Source organism: Paenibacillus chartarius (genome assembly GCF_042432825.1).
GTDB lineage: Bacteria > Bacillota > Bacilli > Paenibacillales > NBRC-103111 > Gordoniibacillus > Gordoniibacillus chartarius.
Window position 1 is genome coordinate 56,968 of sequence record NZ_JBHLWN010000102.1, and the last position, 19,895, is coordinate 76,862.

Genomic DNA, 19,895 nt, shown 5'->3' on the forward strand with positions numbered 1-19,895 from the left:
AAATTTAAATGTTATATATCCTCAAATTAGTTCGGAGTTAATGATATCATTTCAGTTAATAACACAAAAGCAGTCTGATACTTACGAGTACCAGGCTGCATTTCATCTTAGCCAAATCGAGTAACGATTGATATCATGCCGCTGTTTCCGCTGCCCGCTTTCAGGAGCCCATCGGTTTGATTCAATTGGCGGGCCTCATTTCTTTCTCCAGCAGCCAATCCGGATTATCCATCTAACTTCCGTAAGTGCGAATAGTTCACCCTTTATTGGGCCTTGCTTGATTCGGCGTTCTCTTCAGTTCGGGTTTTCGCCCGAATTTTCACCTTGGGCCCTCCATCATTCGTATGATCGCGAGCCTCCTTATTCTCGGTTTGTTTTGCGGATGATTTATGGTCATCTTGAGCTTGTCTCATTGCCGAGCGCATCTCCGTTAACACCTGAAGCCCCTCTTCCTCCATGGGCGTATCGCCTTCCGACATCGAATAATTGGCTCCGATGTTCAGCTTTCCGCTGAGCTCTTTGATGCCGAGCGCACCGAAGTTGTTATGATACTCCACTTTATCGACTACGACCTTATCGATATGAATGTGCTCCACTACGATCGGAGCAGGCATCTCATGACCCGGTGAGGACAAACGTTGGACTTTCAATTCCAGCTCTTGCAGCTTGGACTGCAGCAGCTTGATCTCGTCGGCGTTTCGTTTGCGGCGCAGCGATGCAAACCATGAGGAGAAGCTGTTGGCACGATCCATTCGCATTCCCCCATTTCTTCTATCATATCATGTAAATATCCGATGATTAGGAGGCTGTTCAAAAGTGCCATTTTTCCCAACCGAAGTGAATCTGTATCACACCCGCATACACAATCCTGATAATGGGTGCCGCATCCGTGTTGGCACGAATGTCGTCGTTGGCCTGTCCAACATGTCCAAAAAGACGCAAGGCTTCGGTCAGCAGTATGCCGATTTCGCCATAGTTGACCGACCTGAAGGCTTTATTGATGACAGTGATAAGATGGATTCGAATCGGACCAAGGGACCGCTGCCCTAATCGATAGGGATTTCCACCTGGGCTTCCAACTTGCGGACAATGTGGATTTCAAGCAGGCCATTCTCAAACTTAGCCGAAATTTTGGCTCCGCCGACCGATTCCGGCAATCGGATCGCTCGCTCGAAAGTTCCGCTGAAGCGTTCGGACGCAATCAATTGCATGTCCGAATAGAACGGGCGGGAAGTTCCTCTGACATACAGAGAATCTCCCGCTAGCGATAACTGGACATCTTCCTTCCGCACTCCAGGGATGTCGATTAAAATAATGAATTCCTGCGGGTTGCGGAAAATATCCGCCTTCGGATACAGCGTCTGTACATTACCTTGCCCCGCCTCGTTGAATTCGTTCATAAACTGCTTTGCATACTCCTGATCGAATACGCCGGACCAAAACGTTTTTCCTTGATATTTCTGCGCCATCTCGAACCATTGCCGCAGCTTGTCGAAATCCATAGGAGACAGCACCCTTTCCCAAACGGTTCATTGGTATATTCGGGATGGCCCCGTAGTACACTTTACAAAGCTTTGCGATGGGGGGGCTGAGGATGAATTCACCGAGTACAATAATTAATATTTATATTTTCAAAATTAATTCCTTTGAAAATGCATCGGCTGTCAACATCGGCCAAAACTTCCTGGCGGATTGGACGAATTCAGACAAGCGGAGCCAAGGTTATGGACAAAATTACGGGGACGGAAGCGCCTTTCATTCCCTTCGGTCTTTCATCGACGATAAAGATTGCATTGACTCTCCGGCTTTCAGTCATTCAGCTGTAAAAGCTCCGTAATTTGAGCAATGAAAAGGAGGACGCCAGGTGAACTTTGCCCCTATGGTTGTTAATTTGCTGGCCTTTAAGGTGAATGTACTCGATCGTGCCAGCCAGCTCAGCTTCGGACCCAGTCTACAGGTCGATACCTTTCTTTCGACAAAACGGAATATGGGCTTTGGCGAAGACAACGGCGATTTCTCGCCGATCTACTTTCCGCTAAATATTATATTGGATCAAGATCTGATCGAATCGAATGCGATAAAAACGAGTGCGATATAAAATGGTGTAAAACGCACAAAAAAAACGGCATTTCTGCCGTTTTTTGTGCGTTCAAATGCTTAATGTTTCGCCGAAGCTCTTCTTGATTTTCGAAGCATTTTGATCCCCCATCATTATGGATCTTCGCTTTCCTATTCCGGAATGACACCTATCGTCCCGGTCTGTGGTATGACAAAGGACCAATCGGCATCCTTATACAAATGATGTACGATGCTGCGTTTAAGAGTCAGTTGTTTGGGCATGATATCCAGATCATGGATGACAAAGTAATTATCGTTCAAATACACCGTACCTGCTTTATCGGCGGAGACACCGCCGCCAACAAGCACGGAATACTCTTTGCCGTTCTCGTCAATCGCCACCCAGGCATCCCTCGAAATGTCATTATTAACCATACCTCCGAGCGGAATAGTTGCCCGTACTTGATCCGGTAGGGAATTATCCGGATAAGGACCGATTTGTAGTCCCTGGAGCAGAAGCTTATCGCCTGAATCCTCAAATATGGCGGGATGTTCCGCCGTAGTTTGCGCAGGGTCAAACGTAACCGAAGCTGTATTATTCTCCCGTATCTCGTAGCTGTTAAGCACGAACCGGATCTTCTGCTTGTCGTAGTCGAAATGATTGAATTGATAGAACCACTGAGTCACTCCGCTCCAACGTTCCAGTTCGGACCGGCGGCGGAGTTCGAACAGGATGCTGTCTCCGATCACATTCCCTTGTTCATCCTCCAGATGAAAGTTAAGTTTATGGAATCCGCTTTGTCCGTCTACCGCTCTTCCGGCTGCATCCGGAGTCAGCTTCGTAGTAAATTCAAGCGATCCGCCACTCGGTGTCCGGGAAGCCCCCTGCATGTGGATCTCTATACCGCCTGGTGTCACATACGTTTGATTAATCGCGGTAAGCAGCGTTTGGGCTTTGGCTTCGGTTAGATCGATCCCCATCTTCATCGTCCAATCCCCCTGTATCTTTTTTATCGGAGGCCCCTCATTTAATTTATCCTTGTATAGGCTTAATTCCTTAATATGCACATTAAGCTGCAGTTTGTCGGCCAGAACAGGACGCATAAAGATGAACTCGATTTTGTTGGTCGTCCGATTCCCCCCCTGCCTCATATCATAGGAAACATCGGCAAAGTTGCCATTATCGATAAAATACACATTGAAATCGGCACTAGCGTAATCGATTTCTCCGATTTGGACATTTCCTTTATCGTCATATACATCGACTCCGATAATCAGTCGGGTTGAGTCGGCGATGACTTCGTTGACCTTCAACATATAACCGTGATCTGTGGCACTGACGCCCGAAATTTGCACAAGACCTGTTTCTTTAACATGCTTCATACCATTGTCCACAATGCTATCTTTCGCAAACAGCGACCGCACCATCTCGGCGAGGGTGGGCTGCGTATAGAGCAGCGTGCTGCCCGCAAGCACGACGACGGCAGCCGTCGCCCCCCAGAATTTGAGGTGTGAGCTGCGTTTTGCGGCGAGGCTGCGTTTTACCTGGGCGGCAATGGACGTATCGAAAGGGTTGATATTGCCGCTTTCCCTCGCCATAGAATGCGTACCGGCTCCCTGTGCCTGCTCGATTTCGGTTCCTTCCAACGCCAGCATCACCCGGTCGGTAAATTCGTCCGAAAGAGTATGCGGAAACAGTGCATCCTCCCAATTATTGTCCTCCCTCTGATTGCCGCCCTCCGCTTTACGATGGACTTTTTTCGTTTCGGTACGCTTCCAAATTGTCATAGCGTTGTCCCTCCTTGGTTACTACGATTTTTCGCAGACTGTTTTTGGCACGAAAGACAGCGTTGGTAACCTGCCGGATCGACATGCCGGTCATATCGGCGATTTCCTTATGACTGAGTTGATTGGTGTAGCGTAAAATCAGTACGAGCCTATAATGCTCGGGCAGCGTCTGCAGCAGACAGTCCAGCTCGGTACGGAGCTCCTTTTGCAGCAGCTTTGATTCCGGTGTTTCGCGTACGTAGCTATCTTCCCGCATCGAGTCCGGTTTTCTTCGGTACCCTTGATCCTTCTGCAAATTAATGGCGATCGTATAAATCCACCCTGCAAAGCTCTGTGCCGGATTATGCGCTGCCAGCTTGCGGTAAGCCTTGACCAGCGTCTCTTGGGTTAGGTCCTGAGCGTCCGCCTCGGATGACCCCATCTTGCGGAAAAGTCCGTAAAGCTTATTCTGATAGCGCCGGACGATGTCCGCATACGCCTGCTTATTGCCATTCAACACGGCTTCAATAATGGAATGATCGTCTGTCTGCTCCACGTATTCCCCTCCTCAATCAGTCTGACTTTCGGTATGTCCGTTCTAAGACCCCCCGTCCGCATCTTTTCTCTCACTTGATTTCAAATATTTTTGCCATGTCTCCCTCAGTAATTTCTTATAACGGGGGAGCAGTCCACAAAAGAAGGCCATACCGGGAAATTACCCCAGCCATGGCCCTATTGTTTATATATCCCAAGAAATCGGGGAAATGGCCGCTCTCTCAAAAATAAGCCGCCAGAAAACTCCTTCGGTTATTGCAAAAAGGAAGAAATCATCCCCTATATATTAAATAAAAGCATGAGACGAAGCAAATGAGGGCTGTCTAGTAATGCATGGCCGTTTTCTCACTTTAAATAGGTGCTTACTGATGCGCCGTTTTCCTTTGTGACTAAAGTTCACTTGCTAGGGGAATTGCTTCATTGTGCAATTTGACACATCAACATGAAGCTGTATCAAACATGACCGCTTACTTTAAAGTGAATAGCAATTCAGGCAAGCCTCCGAATAAACGAATCGATGATGCGAAACACCTGTTCCGGATCCTGCATATGAAGCGGATGGCCAACACCTGTCACCCTGACCGTTTCGGCCCGCTTCATAATCCGCAGCACCTTCTCGAGATCTTGGTCCGACATAAGGCCGCCTTGCTCAGGATCACCTTGAATGAACAGCACCGGACACTCGGCTTTTGAAAATTCAGGAAGCTTGTACGCCTCATACGTTTCGTCGAAACGGTGATTGATCGCATCAAGCATATACGGATCATTTTGACTTAAGCTTACAGCCATAAAATCGAACCAGACGTGATCTTCTCCAAATACTTCCGAGGCTGGAACCGGATCAGACCGGCCCGCTACGGGGATCGAAATTTTCTTGAGCTCAGCGGCAATCGCCGAAGCATCGCCTTTGGCTGCCAGAGTTCTCCAATGTTCCGTCATTTCGCGCTGGCCCAGTGTATGCTCCTTTAATACTTCTGTGGAAATCGGAGAATCACCGACCAGAATGGCCTTTACTCGTTCCGGATACCAGGCTCCAAGAAGCAAAGCTATCATCCCGCCCAAAGAATGACCATAAATGAGGGGCGGCTGTCCAATGACTTCATCTATGAACGCCGCGATATCCTCGACATAATCCTCCAAACGGTAACTCTTATCGGGGGCACGATCCGATTTCCCATGTCCGCGCAGATCAGGCGCAAAGACATGATAATCGCTTAAATAAGGTATGAGGCCTTCAAAGCTTTGCCAGCGCGAAGAACCGCCATGAAGCAGGAGCACCGGCTCTCCGGATGCGTTTCCACATTCTGCATAATGGAATTCCATCGCATGAAACACAAACTTATTTTCTTTGATCATCGGGACGATACCCCTTCCTAGTCGCAAATATGGTATGTAAAATACGAATGTACCTCGAACTCTACGAATTGCTCCGAACCCATTCCCAAACCTCGCCGTCATCCGGGTCCTGTACAGTCCCCGAGCATATAAAACCATTTTTCTTCAGAATCGATGTGGAAGCATTGAAATGAGGCAAGGTCCGTGCCGTTAACATAAGCTTCGGATCTTCCTTTCCCGCAATTTCGCATAAACGCTTACACATCAAAGTTCCAATGCCTTTAGCTTCATAGCCCGGAAAAGTAAAATAAGCAAGCTCCACTCTCCCATTGTGAGGGGAGCCCTTGAAAGAACAAACTCCACAAATGTTCCCGTCACCATTAGCAAAGTAGCTAATCCATGGCGGGTTAAATCCAATTTGATGGTAGTAAACTCTCTGGTGTTCTAAAACCATAGCTGCTTCCGAATTTTCTTGTAAACCGAGCCGTTCTACGGTATCCTCGGCGGTTATCGCTTGTAATATCAACTTCATCGTGAGTCCCTCCTATTTGTATTTCCCATATCCAAAACTGAACTTTACTAGTCAGGGTATCAAATCTCAGGGCACATCGCATAGTGCCCATTCGGGTACTTTTTGCTGTTCCGCTTCTGTCATTTCACCGCCGTTTAGAAGTAAAGCTTTTGAAATTCACCCGGCGACAGCCCCGTCGCTTCTTTAAATACCCGGGAAAAATATTTGGCGTCCTGATAGCCGACAAGCTCGGCTACTTCATAAGCCTTGAAGCGATTTTTCAGGAGCAGCTCTTTCGCCTTGTTGATTCGCTTTTCCTTGAGATATGCCGTAAACGATATTCCCATTTCCTTTTGAAACAACGAGCTCAAATATTCCGGAGTGATGCGCAGCGTATGCGCCAATTGCTCCAGCGTAATACCGCTGCTATATCGTTCGTGAATCAGGCTGAGTGCTTTATTGACAACGAGGCTGCCGGTGGCCGGTATCGTCCGGGAAGCTAAGTCTACGAAGCCCCCGCCACCTTCTTCATCGTCCCTGCTCGCGTGGGCAGGCATGTTTTTTTCAGCGTTACGAAGTACCTGCAGCACGTCATCGGCAGTCACCGGCTTCAGCAAATATTCGATGATGCCGCCGATTTGCAGTGCCTTCCGAGCGTATTCAAATTCGGAATACCCGCTCAAAATCACCGTCAAGGGAGCAATGCCTCCTTGCTTCAACGACTCGAGCATGTCGATTCCGCTCATCTTCGGCATCCGTATATCCGTAAAGACCAGATCCGGTCTCAGGCGCCGAATCGTTACCGCTCCCTCCTCCCCGTTCTCGCACTCTCCAACAACCTGATACGAGCCGCCCCATTTGCGGATCAACCGGACAATCCCTTGACGAACTTTAGGTTCGTCCTCCACGATGACGATTCTCATCGCTTCGCCCCCTTGACCTTGTCATGAATACGGGATTTGCAGAATGACCCTGGTACCCGTCCCAATCTCACTCTCGATGGTACAGCCTGCTTTGTCACCGTAGTACAGCTGCAGTCTATCTAGCACATTTCGAATGCCGATTCCTCGCCCTCCCGCCTCATGATCGGCACTCTCTCGCGAGAGCAGGCCGCTGAACACGGCCGGTTCCATCCCGCATCCGTTGTCCTCGATCTCCACATGTAGCGTATCCGGGCAAGTCAGCGTAAACCGGATATGCAGCTCTGCCCCCGTCTTTTTCCCGGCGAATCCGTGTACGATGGTATTCTCCACAAACGGCTGCAGCAGCAGCTTGTAAATCTTCGCTTCTGCCAGTTCCGGATCCAAATGAACGAAATAATTGAACGAGCCGTTAAAACGATACTGCTGCAAAAACAAATATTGCTCCAGCCAATCGAGCTCCTGTGCCAGCGTGACCAGCTTGTTGCTGTTGCTGATGCTGTACCGCAAAATGTGTGCCAGCTTTTTCAGCATCCGGCTGATCTCGTGCTCCTCTCGGTCTATGGCCATCCAGTTGATCGAATCCAGCGTGTTGTACAAAAAGTGCGGGTTGATTTGCGCTTCCAGCGAACGAATTTCCGACTCCTTTTGCTTCTCCAGCGCCGTCTTCGTACGCTCCATCCATTCATGAATCGTCTTCATCATCCGATTAAAGCCGGAGGCGATCAAGGCGATTTCATCTCCGGTACGGTCTTCGATGGTCACATCCAGATTGCCGTTCTCAGCCGCCTTCATTGCTTTCACGACCGTATGAATCGATTTCGTGAGCAGTCCGGAAAAATAGACGATAAGCAGCAGAGAGACGGCAAAAATGACGATCCCCGCCCATACCGTGAGCTTCTGCATGGCGTACATTTCCCCAAACATCTTCTTCTCGCTCGTCACATTGACGATCGTCCAGCCAGTCTTCGTATTCGTGTAGTAATTCAAGATAGACGGCTGGCCGAGGATGGACGCCGTTTTTGGAAGCAGCCCGTCTCTCCCGGTGCCGTTTGCATCCCAAATCCGGGAAACCGAACTCCCGATCCGCGACCTCTCTGGAAACGTAACGAGGTTCCTGCCGGAATCGATCAAAAAGTTCGTGCTGCCGATACCGTCGCGGTCCTCGTCCAGAAGCGAAAAGCTGCAGGCATCGGCCAGCACCGCTTCGTCCAAGGTCATGACCATGTAACCGAGCTTCTCCAGACGCTCCGAGGAAATGCTGTACATCATTCGCGCAATGTGAAACATGTAGGGAGTGTCTCCGTTGTCCGGATTCGGGCTCCCTTTTTCAGTCGTTGTAATGAGGGGAGGCCCCTTCTGCATGCCGTTTAATTTCATAATAAGCAGATAAGGAGCGACGCCGCTCTCCGTCCCCCATAACATTCCGGCTTGTTTATCGTATGTAGCGAGAATGTTGCCGTTGTTATCGAAGAAGGTGAACCCGCGGATCCCTGTTTTCGAATTCGTGTATCCGGTCATCAAGGATTGAAGCGCATCCGAATAAACGAGCTGATCGAAATCCGAGCCGTGCAGCAGTTTTTTGGTCGACCGGATGACCTCCTCATTCATGATGAATTGATAGAGCACGTTCTCATAATCGGACAGCACGGCGGTTAAATTTTTATCCGTTTGGATCAAGCTGTAATTGACCAGCTCGTCGATTTTCGCTTTCATCGCCTGCGTCGAATTCCAATATGTGATGTATTGCATGAAAATCGTCGGCAGGAAGGCGATCAAAACGAACGTGATGATCAATTTATTTTTGTAGGTCAGCTCGGGCTTCTTCAGAAGCCGCATGCGCATCACCCCTCGGACAGCCGCAGCCTTCAGCGGGTTCCCGCTTTTGTTTCCATAATGGACGATGGCGCATGCGATTGCATGCGCCGATCGTGCTTTTTTATACCGTTACCCGATCATCTTCCTCTTCGGGATCGAGAACCTATTGATACGGATTGGTTCCGCCCTGCTTTTCCAGCTCTTTCGCTTCTTGAATGTTTTTGTTCATGAGGTCGGCGGTCATCCGCAGCGCGGTGCGGCTGTCTTTGGATTCTTTGGAAATAAGATTCCACACCATATCGGAGTTCGTATCGATAAACGTGAGGCCCGGCTTGCGTAGTGTAGGCTTGGCGCTGTTTAAATAGAAGATGGACTGGGTATGCTTGTCTCTCCACTCGGGCAAATCTCTGCCGAACGCTTGCTGTACCGCCGGATCGTTCAGCGGCGAGATAACACCTTGCTTAGACAATTCAATTTGGAATTCGGTCGACAGCAGATAGGCGATCACCTGAAATGCCAGGTCCTTCTTGGTCGATTGATTCGTAATAAACATGCCGTTCGTATTCGGCTGAAATTTGACCTTCGGGGCATCCGGAAATACCGGAACCGAGGAAATGTCGAAGTTAATACTTTTGTTTTCGTTGATCAGCCTCGTTGCATTTTCCAGCGAATCGATGATCATCGCGACATTCCCCTTGGAGAATTGGTTCGTTTTGACAAGCTGGTTGCCGGGAATGTCGTAGAACCGCCGGATGTTGTCCACAAGCCTGGCCCAATTGTCGTTCGTCATCGCAGCCTTGTCCTCATTCGGGTCGAGCCCGGATTCGCCCAGCTGGTTGAATCTCATATAATGGGCGGGATTCATCTGAAACCCTTTGTAGGTGATGTCTCCCTCTTGACGGGTCAGCTTCTTGGTCAGTTCATAAGCTTCGTCCCAGGTCATGCCGTCCTTCGGATAATCGACGCCGAATTTATCGAAAATGTCCTTGTTATAAATGAGCACCCACTCGTTGTTGTTGTAGGGCAGCGAGTACAGCTTGCCTTCCGAGGCCGCGATCGAACGGTGCATCTCGGACGAATACAATTTGCCCGTATCGAAGTTGTATTTCTTGATCAAATCGGTCATATCGTATTCCATCTTGAACCTGCCTACATGCCGGTAGGAGTTGCGCCGAACCTCATCGAAAATAATGTCGGGGATCGTGCCCGCCGCGACCAGATCCTCATACCGCCTGCCCGGATTGTCCCATGCTACATGCTTGAAGGTGACGTCCGGGAATTTCTTCTTGAGAAACTGTCCGACCTGCTTCTCCCAAATATCTTCCTTAACGTAAAAGGCCGGCCACGCCGTAAAAATGAACAGTTCGTTGTCCGGGGCTTGCTTCGGCGGAGCCTCCTTGACCTCGGTGCTTTGCTCGCCGGGCGTACAGCCGGCAATGGCCATGGCGGCCATCGCCGTCGACAACAAAGCCTGAATCCAACGTTTCTTCACATCACTACCTCCTCGATCTTGGCTATGAGTTCATCATAAGGGACCAAGGACGGCGGTGATAATTCTAAATATTTAAGAAAGGTGGAGTGGTTTAATATCATTTTCGGCTTTCGATGATGTGCTGCATGCCTCAATGACTACAGGGGGAGCCCCTTTGCCGGCACGCACCGTAACGTAGGGCGGGCTTACCCGTTCACTGTTCATCGTGCACGACGTTACCCAATCCGGCAGCTTGACCACGATATCGGTATCCCGTTCGGCCATCAGCTCCGCACGGAGGATGCCGGCTTCCAAATCCCAATTCATGCTTACTTGGCCTGTATGGAATCTCCACCCGGCCAGACGTCCTTTCCGCAGCCGCGAAGGAAGCGCCGGAAGCAGCTTGACGAGGCTTGGCGACACCTGCAGCAGCATCTCCTGCACGGCGTTCACCCAGCCCAAATTAGCGTCGAGCTGAACCGGAGCCGCCGGCATATGCATCGATATGCCCATCCCTCTCCAGTCGTTATGAAGCGTAAACAAATTCGGCAGCAGGCAGGATCTGGACAAGATGTCCAAGCTTTCGAGCGCGGCGTCGCCATCCCCTAGTCTTGCATAGATGGCCGCCATATGCGCCAAAGACCAGCCGCTTTGCGCTCCGATCTCGCGCAGGCGGACCGCCTTATCGAAGGCCGCGAACAAAACCGGGTCGCTTTCGCGCGTCACTTCGGCCCCGGGAAATACCGGATACAAATGAGACAGATGGCGGTGGGCATAACGGTCCTCGAAATCCGGATGAATCCATTCGCTCACCGCTCCGTCCCGGTTGATCCGGTAATCCGGCAGCCTGCCTATCATTCGTCCCCATTCAACGATCTCTTCGCTGCCCCCGCCGGCCGCCTGCTTCGCTTCGATCAGATGCTTTAGCAGCTCCTTCAAGATCGCCACATCCATGGTCGCATTGATCGTCGTCGGCATCGGATGGGCGAGCGGCTTGCCGTCTGCCGGCATGTAGTTAAGCGGCGTATTCTCCGGAGATACGGAGGGGTAGATTTTGTACTGGCCATTGTCTTCGGTAACGAGAAAATCCTCGTATAATTGCAGCGCCTCGAGCATAAACGGCAGTGCCTGCCGCTTCAGAAACCCGAGATCGCCGGTAAACCGGTAATGCTCGTCGTAATGGCGCGCCAGCCAGCCGGCAGCCCCGATCCAGTTCAGGATAACGGGGACGATCTGATTCGGCACGCCGATGCCCGGCGTAGAGCCGGCCGGGATGTAGATGCCCCGGCAGCCGTACAGCTTGCGGGCGTTGTCGCGGAAATCGTCCATCAGCCCTTCGTAATAGCGAAAGAGCGAGGGAACGAGCTCCCCGAGACCTCCGACGTGAGCATGCCAATACATCATCTGAATGTTCTCGTTGGCCATATTATGGCTCCATACGAGACGGTAATCGCCGCCCCATAAGCCGTAAAGCCCGAATGGGCTCGCTTCCTCGTCGTCAGCGCTGCCGCTGATGAACAAGTATCTGCCGTACGCCCACATTTTGCGGATCAGCGCCGCGGGGGCTTCTCCGTCATAGGCTTCTAGCAGCAGCCTTTCATTGCTGAGACTGTGTTCCTCCGGACGGATGTCCAGCTCAAGCGCCGCCGAACGGAACAGCCGCCTGTGATGCGGGACGTGGCGCGCAAGCAGCCGTTCGTAGCCGGAGCCTTCGGAGCCGTCAGTACTCGCGGAGCCATCGGTATTACCGGAGACGTCGGAGCTGTACGCTACCTTAACAAGCTCATCGAGCTGGGGCTTGAGTCTCGCCCAATCTGTGCTGCGCTCGCCGAAGACGAACACTTTCACCAGGACCAGCACGCGTCTTGCCCCGGTAAACCGAATCGCGCCGTTTGCAGCATGGGCCTCGCCGTCTTCGGCGCCGACCCGCAGCACGGCTCCGAAATCCATACCGTCGTCATTCGCGCCGGCGTACCAGACATACGCTTCTGAAGAACCCGTCTGAACGGTGCTCTCGAGCTCCTTATATTCCGGCGTATCGGCCCAGCGGTCGCTTGGATGCAGGCCAAGGCTGATTTCGCCGGCAACCGCAGCATCCTCTTCGCTGCCCAGCTCCAGAACGACCGCTTGGTCTGCTCGTGAAACGAACAGCCTCCGCTTGAACCTTCGTGGGCCGTCCTCCCAACGTACTATGATCTCTCCCGTGTCCATATCGAGCGTACGGCTGTACTTCCGAAATGCTTCGCCGGACGGCATGATGAGCTTGATGGCGGCAAGCGGAAAGCGGGAGGCCAGCTTCGTCTCGTATCCTAGCTCCTTAAGTTCGTTCGCGAGCTGCCAGCTGGCCTCGAGATAGCGCCGTTCATCCATCAGCCGACGCGTACGCGCCAGCACATGGCTGACATCCGGCAGCTCATCCTTGCGCCCCCAATGCCACAGCCCGGCATGGTTCAGCAGAATCGTCTCATCTTGAACGCCGCCGAACACGGACGCCCCTATGATGCCGTTGCCGGAAGGCAGCGCTTCGCGCCACATGTTCCGCCACCAGGAGGCGGGGTAGCTCATCACGAGCTTATCGCCGCTTGGTTCCTCCATCCGCTCTCCCATTACTTCACCTCGCGGGCTGCAGCGTCTGAAGCGGAGCTGCCGTCTACCTCGCGCAGCCGCTCGATTTCTACACTGGCAAGCAGCAGAGGAGCAACTCCCATCAGCACATCGCTGACGACCGCCTCGCTTAAATAATATTCATAGGACCCGTCGCGGTATTTTCGTCCACCCAGTCCCGCCCCGTGGCAAATGCCGTGCAGATGGACGCCTTGTTCGTCTTCGGTGACGAATCGCTGCAGGATGCCTTCGTAAGCACGCTCCACCGCTTTGCGGTCGATCTCCGCCAAGTAGCGGAGCCGAACACCTTTAGCCAGCGCATAGGTCAGCATGCAGGAGCCCGAAGCCTCCAAATAATTGCCCTCGCGGCCATTGCAGTCCATCACCTGATACCATACCCCGCTCTCTTGATCTTGCACGCGCAGCACCGCATTCGCCATCCGTTCGAAAATGCCCATCAGCTGCCCCCGCTTCGGATGATCGACGGGGAAATGCTCCAGCGAGTCGGCGAGCGCCATCGCATACCAGCCCATCGCCCGTCCCCACACATGCCGGGAGCGGCCCGTTACGCCGTCACACCAGCGCTGCTCGCGGCTTTCGTCATAAGCATGATGAAGCAGGCCTGTCAGCGGGTTACGAGTCCGGCGTTCGACCAGCAATAGCTGGTGCGCCGTTTCGCCGAACCATGCGTCTTCGCCGGTTGCGGCGGCATACTCCGCCATAAACGGCGAAGACATGTACAAGCCGTCCAGCCACATCTGGAACGGATAGATTTTCTTATGCCAAAATCCTCCTTCGTCCGTCCGAGGCTGGTCGGTCAACTGTGCGATCAATAGTCGGGCCGCCTTGATATACTTCTCCTCGCCGCTGTCCCGCCAAAGACGCAGCAGGTTTTTGCCTTTATTGATATGGTCCAGGTTGTAATCTTCCAGGGTATAGCCGCGAATCGAGCCGTCCTCACCGACAAACACATCCATATGCCTCTTGACGAACTCACGGTATTTGGCTTCGCCGGACCAATCGCCGTGCCTGCCTAGAGCGGCCAGCGCCATGCCGGCCACATACCCCCACTTATTCGCGATGTTGGGATGATACCCGTTCACACACCGCGAGGCAATCGCATCGGCGATCTTATCAGACATACGTCCGGTCTTCACGTTCACTGCTGCTCTTTGCATAGTATCCACAACCTCCCTATTCATCCTTCAAACGCAGGCAGCACGGTAAAATCGTCAGGAAGCTCGACCACATACAAATTGCCGTATCCGTTTTTGTCGCTCGTAAACAATAGCCGTTTCCCTTCCGCGTCGAAGCGCGGATGGGCGTGCACCTTCTGCGAGTGGAAGCTGCAGCGCAGCTCGCACAGTGTTCGCGGACCGTCGAATACGCCGCCGATTTTACGCCATACGCTTAGCGTCTTAACAGCCCCCTTGCCGTCCACGACCGCCTGACCGAGTCCGTCCGCATAGCCGTGCCACGTATCGAAGCCGAACTCCGTCTCCTCGAGCCCTGTGTTGTCGTAGCGGATGCTGCCGAAGAAATTCATGCCGTTCGCGCGAAAGCCATGATACCCGACCGTCACGCCATCCGGATAAAAAAATTCATGTCCGACCTTCTCGCCGGGCTCAAGCCGCTCGCGAATTTTCCAGGCCTCCCCGGTCCGTAGATCGAGCCCCCATATCCGGTGATCGACGAGATGCCATGGCCCTTCGTGACAAAAGGTCATCAGCCACGGCTCCTTTGGAGAAGCGTTAATGTGCGTAATAAAGCTCTTATCCTCATAAACCAGCTCCGCACCGTCACCCTTGGCGTCGATCTTTACGATCATGCTGTGAGGGGCCGCTTCCATCAGCTCGCGATGGCCCACGTATCCATTGCCCAGATCCAGCCGAATCCGGTGCGACAAATCCTCCTGTACGCAGGTCAGCACAAACAAGCCGTCGGCCGTCGTACTGGCGTTGCCGAGATGATAGCCTTCCGGCGCTTCATAGACAGGCTTTTCCTCCAGAGTGGCAAGATCGAGCCGGATCAATCGCCGTCCGACCTTGACGACGGCGGCGCTGCCGTCCGGCATCAGGCAGGCGTCGAGATGATCGTTGTCGGGGTAATCGGTCAGCTGCGTCATTTCGCCGCTTTCCACATGCAGGCTGTACAGGTTCGCGCTGTTGCCCCTGTCCGATACGAACAATAGCCTAGTTCCCCCGTCGTACCAGCCGTTTTCGGTAAAATATAAATGATGGCTGTGCGCCTTATAATCGGTGAGCTGAACGACTTCGACCCCGGTGAACCGGTCGATCGACGTTTTCCGTTCGGAAGGCCATACCGCTCCTTTGCCTTTTGACGTTTCCCGGTGCATCCGTTCGTTCACAGCCATGGCTGAAGTCCCTCCCATTTGACCGACCAGCTTCCGTCTTGCGGAAAGCCCGGATTGCCTGCCTGCGGTCCGCCTTCCCAGCCTGCGGCCATGAGAGCCACCGCCGCCAGCAGGCCGCCGTTCCCCGGCAAATATGCCGACAAGCCCGGCCGCTGATAATTGTGGCCGTTGGTCAGGAACGTATTCTTCGCCGCATCCATCATTAGAAAATCGACCGCCAAATCGGGTTCCCCAAGCCGGGCCGCCGTCATGGCGCACATCGGGAAATCCCAGCCCCAAGCCGAGCCCCATTTCCACACTTCCTTGACCTTGTACAGCGTGTTCAGCATAACCCCGCGGTCAATCAGCGTACCCGGCAGTATGCCAAGAGCTCCGAGCATCGACGGATGGTCGTGGTTTTTGGCGGTAAACGTATCCGGACAGTTCTCGTGAGAGAGATAGACGCCGTCCGCCTGCCGCGGCTTGGCCATCGCTCCCGCCACCTCGCCCCACTTCGGATCGGCCGCAAGCTGCAGGCGCTCTGCCCAACGAACGGCGATTTCAAGACCGTACTTCCAGTACTCCAGCTCGTACGGAGGATTTTTGCTGTCTTGCATCGCATGACATTCCTGCGCCGGAATGAGCGGAGGCCCCAATTCGTAAACCCGTTTCCCCTCATTCCAATGGGCGAAGGATACCATGAAGTCGGCGGACTCGAACACGACATCCTTGAATCTTTCCAGCGTCTCGCGCGTCGGATCGGCCTTATAGATCAGCTCGGCGAGAGCGATCGGATGCGGCTGCTGCCAGATCAGGCCCGGGGCGACCGGCGAAGGACATGGCTTGCCGTCGAAGCCGACCATTTTCGGCCAGCGCGCGCCCGCATACCCCTGCGACTTCGCCAAATCCCTTGCAACCGGCAAAATGCCGCGGTACCAGTCCATGCTGTTCAGCAAATAGCTCTCTCTTCTCCAAAGCGGGAAATGGGCGGCATGCCACCAGTGCATCTCCAAATGCGATTTGCCGAACCAGCTGTTGTACATATGGCCGGTTTCCTGAGGCGGCAGCGAGCCTCCGCTGTGCATCGCGCAGAGGAACTGCGACAGCACGACGCGGCGTTCCAGCTCGAACGCTCTCGGATCGGCGCTGCCGGCAAAGTCGATAGCCGCGCCGCTGAGCCAGAAAGCCTCCCAATGCTCCTCACTGGCGTTGACGATATCGCCGAAGGACGGCGTCTGCGGCGTTTGCAAAGCGAAGCCGATCGAGCATTCGAGCGCCGCCCCAGTGTCCGGCAGCAGCGTAAATTCATGCGCACCTGTCCGCTCCAACCGGCCGGCGTTCCAGCTCCAGCGGACCTGATAGCGGTCGTCGTCCATCGTGCGGGCCAGCAGGGCGCCTCCTGAAACCGCTTCCACAAGCTCGGTCGTGTGCCGCCCGTCATTATCCCAATCAGGGTATACGGACTTGGCCCAAGCCGTATTCGTCATATCTGGCGCAGGGAAACGAACGTACACCTGCAGACGGCGCATGCGGAGCAGCGGCGACTCTACTTTCAGGCCGATCGTATCGAACTCCGGATGGCAAGCCGTCGTCACCTTGACGGGCACGCCCTGCACCGTATATTCGCTGCACAATATTCCCGTCCAGAGGTTCAGCTGCTGATGGATCTCGCTCAGGTCCTCGGCCTGCACCTCCGTGCCGTCCTCGCTGACGAACCGGAACGAGATGCGGCCGAGCTGCAGCCGGTGCGGATTTTGCCGGAGCCAATGATAAGCCTCCGCCTTGTCCCCGGGCTTCATCGGGTACTCGACCTGACGGCCGTACGTGTCGAAGGACTGATACGCGGCGTCGCCTTCCGTAAACCGGCCGCGCCCCCCCGAATAGTGCCAGCCCCAATTGGACTGTGTGCCTAGCGGAACCTCGTACTGCCCGGGGAACGATTGCAGGCCGGTAATATCGGCGGTAAACGCGAACTCCCCGTTGCCGACGGAAAGCGGCGACAACGGATCCCATTTATTCAGCTCGGGATGGTGCCTCTCGACAATATTGCGTCTGTCCATGATTCCTCCTCCGGATTCGAAGCGGACGGCGCCCGGTACGATGCCGCTGCCCAACCGGTTTGCGGCCGCGGCTATTCGGGCAGAGCGTCCATCCTCGTTCTCATCATGTCCCGGTATTTGCCCGGGGTAATGTCCTTGAATTTGCGGAAGCTGCGGATAAAGCTGTTTTCGTGCTGATAACCGACCATGACGGCGATATCCGAGATGCGGTTGTCCGTCCTTACGAGCAGCTCGGCGGCCCGGTCCATCCGCAGCTGGGTCAAATAGTTATAGATCGTTTCTCCGGTTTCCTGCTTGAACACTTGACTGGCCAGGGAGCTGCTGATGCCGGCGGCTTCCGCGATTTCGGGAATGCCGATCGGCTCGCCAAGATGCTGTTTCATGTAATCGATCATCCGGTGGCACGTAATGAAATCTTTGCTTTCGATCAGTCGCCGGAACTTGCGGGCTACCGTAATGGCCAAGCCGCTCAGCTCGCCGGAAATGTCGCTTAAATCCAATGTATCGAATTTCTCGCGCAGCGGCTCGAACATGACGTCGGCTTTGGGCTGCAGCCGCTCGATCTCCTCGAAGACCGATAGCAGGAAAGCAATTGCGGCCGAAGGATACGAATAGCTGCGGCGTATATTGGCGGTAAGCCGCTCTACCGCCTCCAGACAGCCCTGCTCGTCTCCGGTTTCGATCATCCGGACCAGCGCTTCGAGCTCGCCGTCCTCCGGCTGCTCTTCCGCTTCATGCCCCGATACTTCGCTGAATCCGATCACCCGGCCGTACCCTTGATACAACCGGTAAGTGAGCGCATTGTCCGCTTCGAGCATCGCCTGCCTCAGCCGGGTCGTATCGGTCTGCGGCGTGCTGACTCCTGCCGAAATGCTGAATTTCAGCAGCCTGGATACGACCTCAAGGCATTCGGCCATTCTTTTTTCAGGCTGAAGCTCCGCCTCTCTAGGCTGAAGCAAAATAATCATTTTGTCCTTGCCGAAATCCGTGCAAACGATGCGCCATTGCGGCTCGAACAGCTCTGCGGTGATGTTGGCCAAGGCGAATTTCAACAGCGACTGGTCGCTGACCGTAAAGGTCCGGGACCACTCTCCGTAACGGTCGATCGATAATACCGCCGCCGTCACCGGCTCGGTCGTCCATTCGGCGAAATAGCGGTTCCATTTTTCCTTCAATTCTCTCCTGCCGCTGAGCTTGCCCGTGTAGGCGTCATGTACGAATTTGGACGAAGCCTCCGACATCGTCTCTTGAACGAGCTGCGTCATCCGGGCATGGCCGCGAAGCAGATCGCCGGCCAGCTTCTCCAGATCGATACCTTCCACCGAGCCGTCGGTCTTGCCGCCATAGGAACTGAACAGCTGCTTTAAGCGCCGGACCGGACGGAATGCGGCTGCATTGATATACAAGATGGTCGCTCCTCCGAGCGCAAGCGCTGCAACCGATACCGAAAGCACAACATTGCGCACCTTTTGGGATTGGGCGAGCAGGCTTTCCTGATCGACGATGGAAATGTACTTCCAGCCTGTCGTCGGGGAAACGATCCGGTTGACGAGCAGCTTGCGGTCCCGATGGGTAATGTCGCGGCCCCCGTCCTCCTTCAGCTCGGCCAGCACCTGCCGGATCGCTTCCTCGTCGAATTCATAATTCGAAACCGAATACAGCACTTCATCGTTCTCGTCGAGAATGTAACGCATCCGGTTCAAATTGTTCATCGTCTGCGGATTCAGCTTGGCGAACAGCTCTTCGGATTTGAGATTGACCGCCACGATGCCTTTGAAATCGCCTTGGATCGCAATTTTGCGGAACAGCGTCACTTCGGAGCCTTTGCCGCCGGCCCCTTCGGGCACCTCACGCTTCTTGATCACCATCGTCTTGCCGCCGAATTCGTCCTTCACGCCGATCCAATCCGAATCGACGAACGTCACCTTGCTGGAGCTGTAACCCTGCGGCAGTCCGACAAAGCTCTCGTGCGCAATGTCGTAAATATAAATGCTTTTGATGAATTTGGAGTTGCCGATCAGCGTCGACAGCAGCTCGTAGATCGCCGAAATATTGGCGTACGAATTTTGGACGTCGCTGGTCAAAAATTTATACACATTGCCGTTCAGCGCCACCTGGATGGCAACTTGATCGCTTTCCTTGACCGAATCGTCGATCACGCTCATGTTCAGCTGCAGCATTTGCTTTTGCGGCTCGCTGAGCTCATCCTGGAGCACCGATTTGGATGTGTAGTACGAGGTCATGCTTACGGCCAAAATGATCAGGAAGACGGAAAAGGTCAAAATCAACACGAGTCGTGTCTGCGAATGGGCCAAATTGTATTTCAGCCACTTTGCGAGCGGTTGTGCCACGTAAAAGTCCCACCTTATAAAGAGGTCTTTTCATTATAACGCGAACCGGCCCGCGTGACACGAACCTTCGGAACGATTTCGACCCCGACTTC

At 53.6% G+C, this 19,895-nt stretch carries 17 protein-coding genes; 3 read left to right on the forward strand and 14 right to left on the reverse strand.

Features of this window, described 5'->3' with window-relative positions; genetic code table 11:
* Positions 1 to 263: 263 nt before the first annotated feature.
* Positions 264 to 752: a hypothetical protein gene (locus tag ACFFK0_RS25460; protein WP_377473233.1), complete on the reverse strand. Its 489-nt coding sequence runs from the start codon at positions 750 to 752 to the stop codon at positions 264 to 266.
* A gap of 64 nt (positions 753 to 816) precedes the next feature.
* On the opposite strand from ACFFK0_RS25460, the gene ACFFK0_RS25465 reads away from it, so the two are divergent.
* Entirely contained in the window at positions 817 to 1,050 is a 234-nt protein-coding gene (locus tag ACFFK0_RS25465; RefSeq protein ID WP_377473235.1) for a hypothetical protein, read from the forward strand.
* Here ACFFK0_RS25465 and ACFFK0_RS25470 read toward each other — a convergent pair.
* Entirely contained in the window at positions 1,047 to 1,502 is a 456-nt protein-coding gene (locus tag ACFFK0_RS25470; protein WP_377473237.1) for an Hsp20/alpha crystallin family protein, read from the reverse strand. The genes ACFFK0_RS25465 and ACFFK0_RS25470 overlap by 4 nt on opposite strands.
* Positions 1,503 to 1,594: 92 nt before the next feature.
* Between ACFFK0_RS25470 and ACFFK0_RS25475 the strand changes: the two genes are divergently transcribed.
* Together ACFFK0_RS25475 and ACFFK0_RS25480 are read left to right on the forward strand one after the other, a co-directional pair.
* A complete protein-coding gene (locus ACFFK0_RS25475) occupies positions 1,595 to 1,837 on the forward strand; it encodes a hypothetical protein (protein WP_377473240.1) in 243 nt (80 codons plus the stop codon).
* Positions 1,838 to 1,864: 27 nt separating this feature from the next.
* Positions 1,865 to 2,098 carry a hypothetical protein gene (locus ACFFK0_RS25480; protein WP_377473242.1) on the forward strand — a complete coding sequence of 78 codons (234 nt, stop codon included), beginning with the start codon at positions 1,865 to 1,867 and terminating at the stop codon, positions 2,096 to 2,098.
* 131 nt (positions 2,099 to 2,229) lie between these two features.
* Here the strand turns inward: ACFFK0_RS25480 and ACFFK0_RS25485 are convergent, their stop codons facing one another.
* The 12 genes from ACFFK0_RS25485 to ACFFK0_RS25540 all read right to left on the reverse strand — a co-directional run bounded on the left by ACFFK0_RS25485 (position 2,230) and on the right by ACFFK0_RS25540 (position 19,803).
* Positions 2,230 to 3,846 (reverse strand): DUF4179 domain-containing protein, encoded by a 1,617-nt coding sequence (locus tag ACFFK0_RS25485; protein ID WP_377473244.1) that lies wholly within the window; start codon positions 3,844 to 3,846, stop codon positions 2,230 to 2,232.
* Positions 3,803 to 4,381: an RNA polymerase sigma factor gene (locus ACFFK0_RS25490; protein WP_377473246.1), complete on the reverse strand. Its 579-nt coding sequence runs from the start codon at positions 4,379 to 4,381 to the stop codon at positions 3,803 to 3,805. Before ACFFK0_RS25490 ends, ACFFK0_RS25485 begins: the two co-directional genes overlap by 44 nt.
* A 488-nt stretch (positions 4,382 to 4,869) precedes the next feature.
* Positions 4,870 to 5,736 carry an alpha/beta fold hydrolase gene (locus tag ACFFK0_RS25495; protein ID WP_377473249.1) on the reverse strand — a complete coding sequence of 289 codons (867 nt, stop codon included), beginning with the start codon at positions 5,734 to 5,736 and terminating at the stop codon, positions 4,870 to 4,872.
* 61 nt (positions 5,737 to 5,797) lie between these two features.
* On the reverse strand, positions 5,798 to 6,247 hold the full coding sequence (locus ACFFK0_RS25500; protein ID WP_377473251.1) for a GNAT family N-acetyltransferase: 450 nt from the start codon (positions 6,245 to 6,247) through the stop codon (positions 5,798 to 5,800).
* Between the two features lie 134 nt (positions 6,248 to 6,381).
* Positions 6,382 to 7,149 (reverse strand): response regulator transcription factor, encoded by a 768-nt coding sequence (locus ACFFK0_RS25505; RefSeq protein WP_377473252.1) that lies wholly within the window; start codon positions 7,147 to 7,149, stop codon positions 6,382 to 6,384.
* A gap of 21 nt (positions 7,150 to 7,170) precedes the next feature.
* Entirely contained in the window at positions 7,171 to 8,985 is a 1,815-nt protein-coding gene (locus ACFFK0_RS25510) for a cache domain-containing sensor histidine kinase (RefSeq protein WP_377473254.1), read from the reverse strand.
* Positions 8,986 to 9,127: 142 nt separating this feature from the next.
* Positions 9,128 to 10,456 carry an ABC transporter substrate-binding protein gene (locus ACFFK0_RS25515; protein ID WP_377473256.1) on the reverse strand — a complete coding sequence of 443 codons (1,329 nt, stop codon included), beginning with the start codon at positions 10,454 to 10,456 and terminating at the stop codon, positions 9,128 to 9,130.
* 72 nt (positions 10,457 to 10,528) lie between these two features.
* Complete coding sequence (locus ACFFK0_RS25520; protein ID WP_377473258.1) at positions 10,529 to 13,042, reverse strand: glycosyl hydrolase family 95 catalytic domain-containing protein; 2,514 nt, start codon at positions 13,040 to 13,042, stop codon at positions 10,529 to 10,531.
* Positions 13,042 to 14,217, reverse strand: coding sequence for a glycoside hydrolase family 88/105 protein (locus ACFFK0_RS25525; RefSeq protein ID WP_377473260.1), 1,176 nt, complete (start codon positions 14,215 to 14,217; stop codon positions 13,042 to 13,044). The genes ACFFK0_RS25520 and ACFFK0_RS25525 overlap by 1 nt, the downstream gene beginning before the upstream one ends.
* 20 nt (positions 14,218 to 14,237) lie before the next feature.
* Positions 14,238 to 15,413, reverse strand: a complete 1,176-nt coding sequence (locus tag ACFFK0_RS25530) for an oligogalacturonate lyase family protein (protein ID WP_377473263.1) — start codon at positions 15,411 to 15,413, stop codon at positions 14,238 to 14,240.
* Complete coding sequence (locus ACFFK0_RS25535) at positions 15,404 to 17,452, reverse strand: glycoside hydrolase family 65 (protein ID WP_377473265.1); 2,049 nt, start codon at positions 17,450 to 17,452, stop codon at positions 15,404 to 15,406. The genes ACFFK0_RS25530 and ACFFK0_RS25535 overlap by 10 nt, the downstream gene beginning before the upstream one ends.
* Positions 17,453 to 17,523: 71 nt before the next feature.
* On the reverse strand, positions 17,524 to 19,803 hold the full coding sequence (locus tag ACFFK0_RS25540) for a helix-turn-helix domain-containing protein (protein ID WP_377473267.1): 2,280 nt from the start codon (positions 19,801 to 19,803) through the stop codon (positions 17,524 to 17,526).
* Positions 19,804 to 19,895 lie beyond the last annotated feature (92 nt).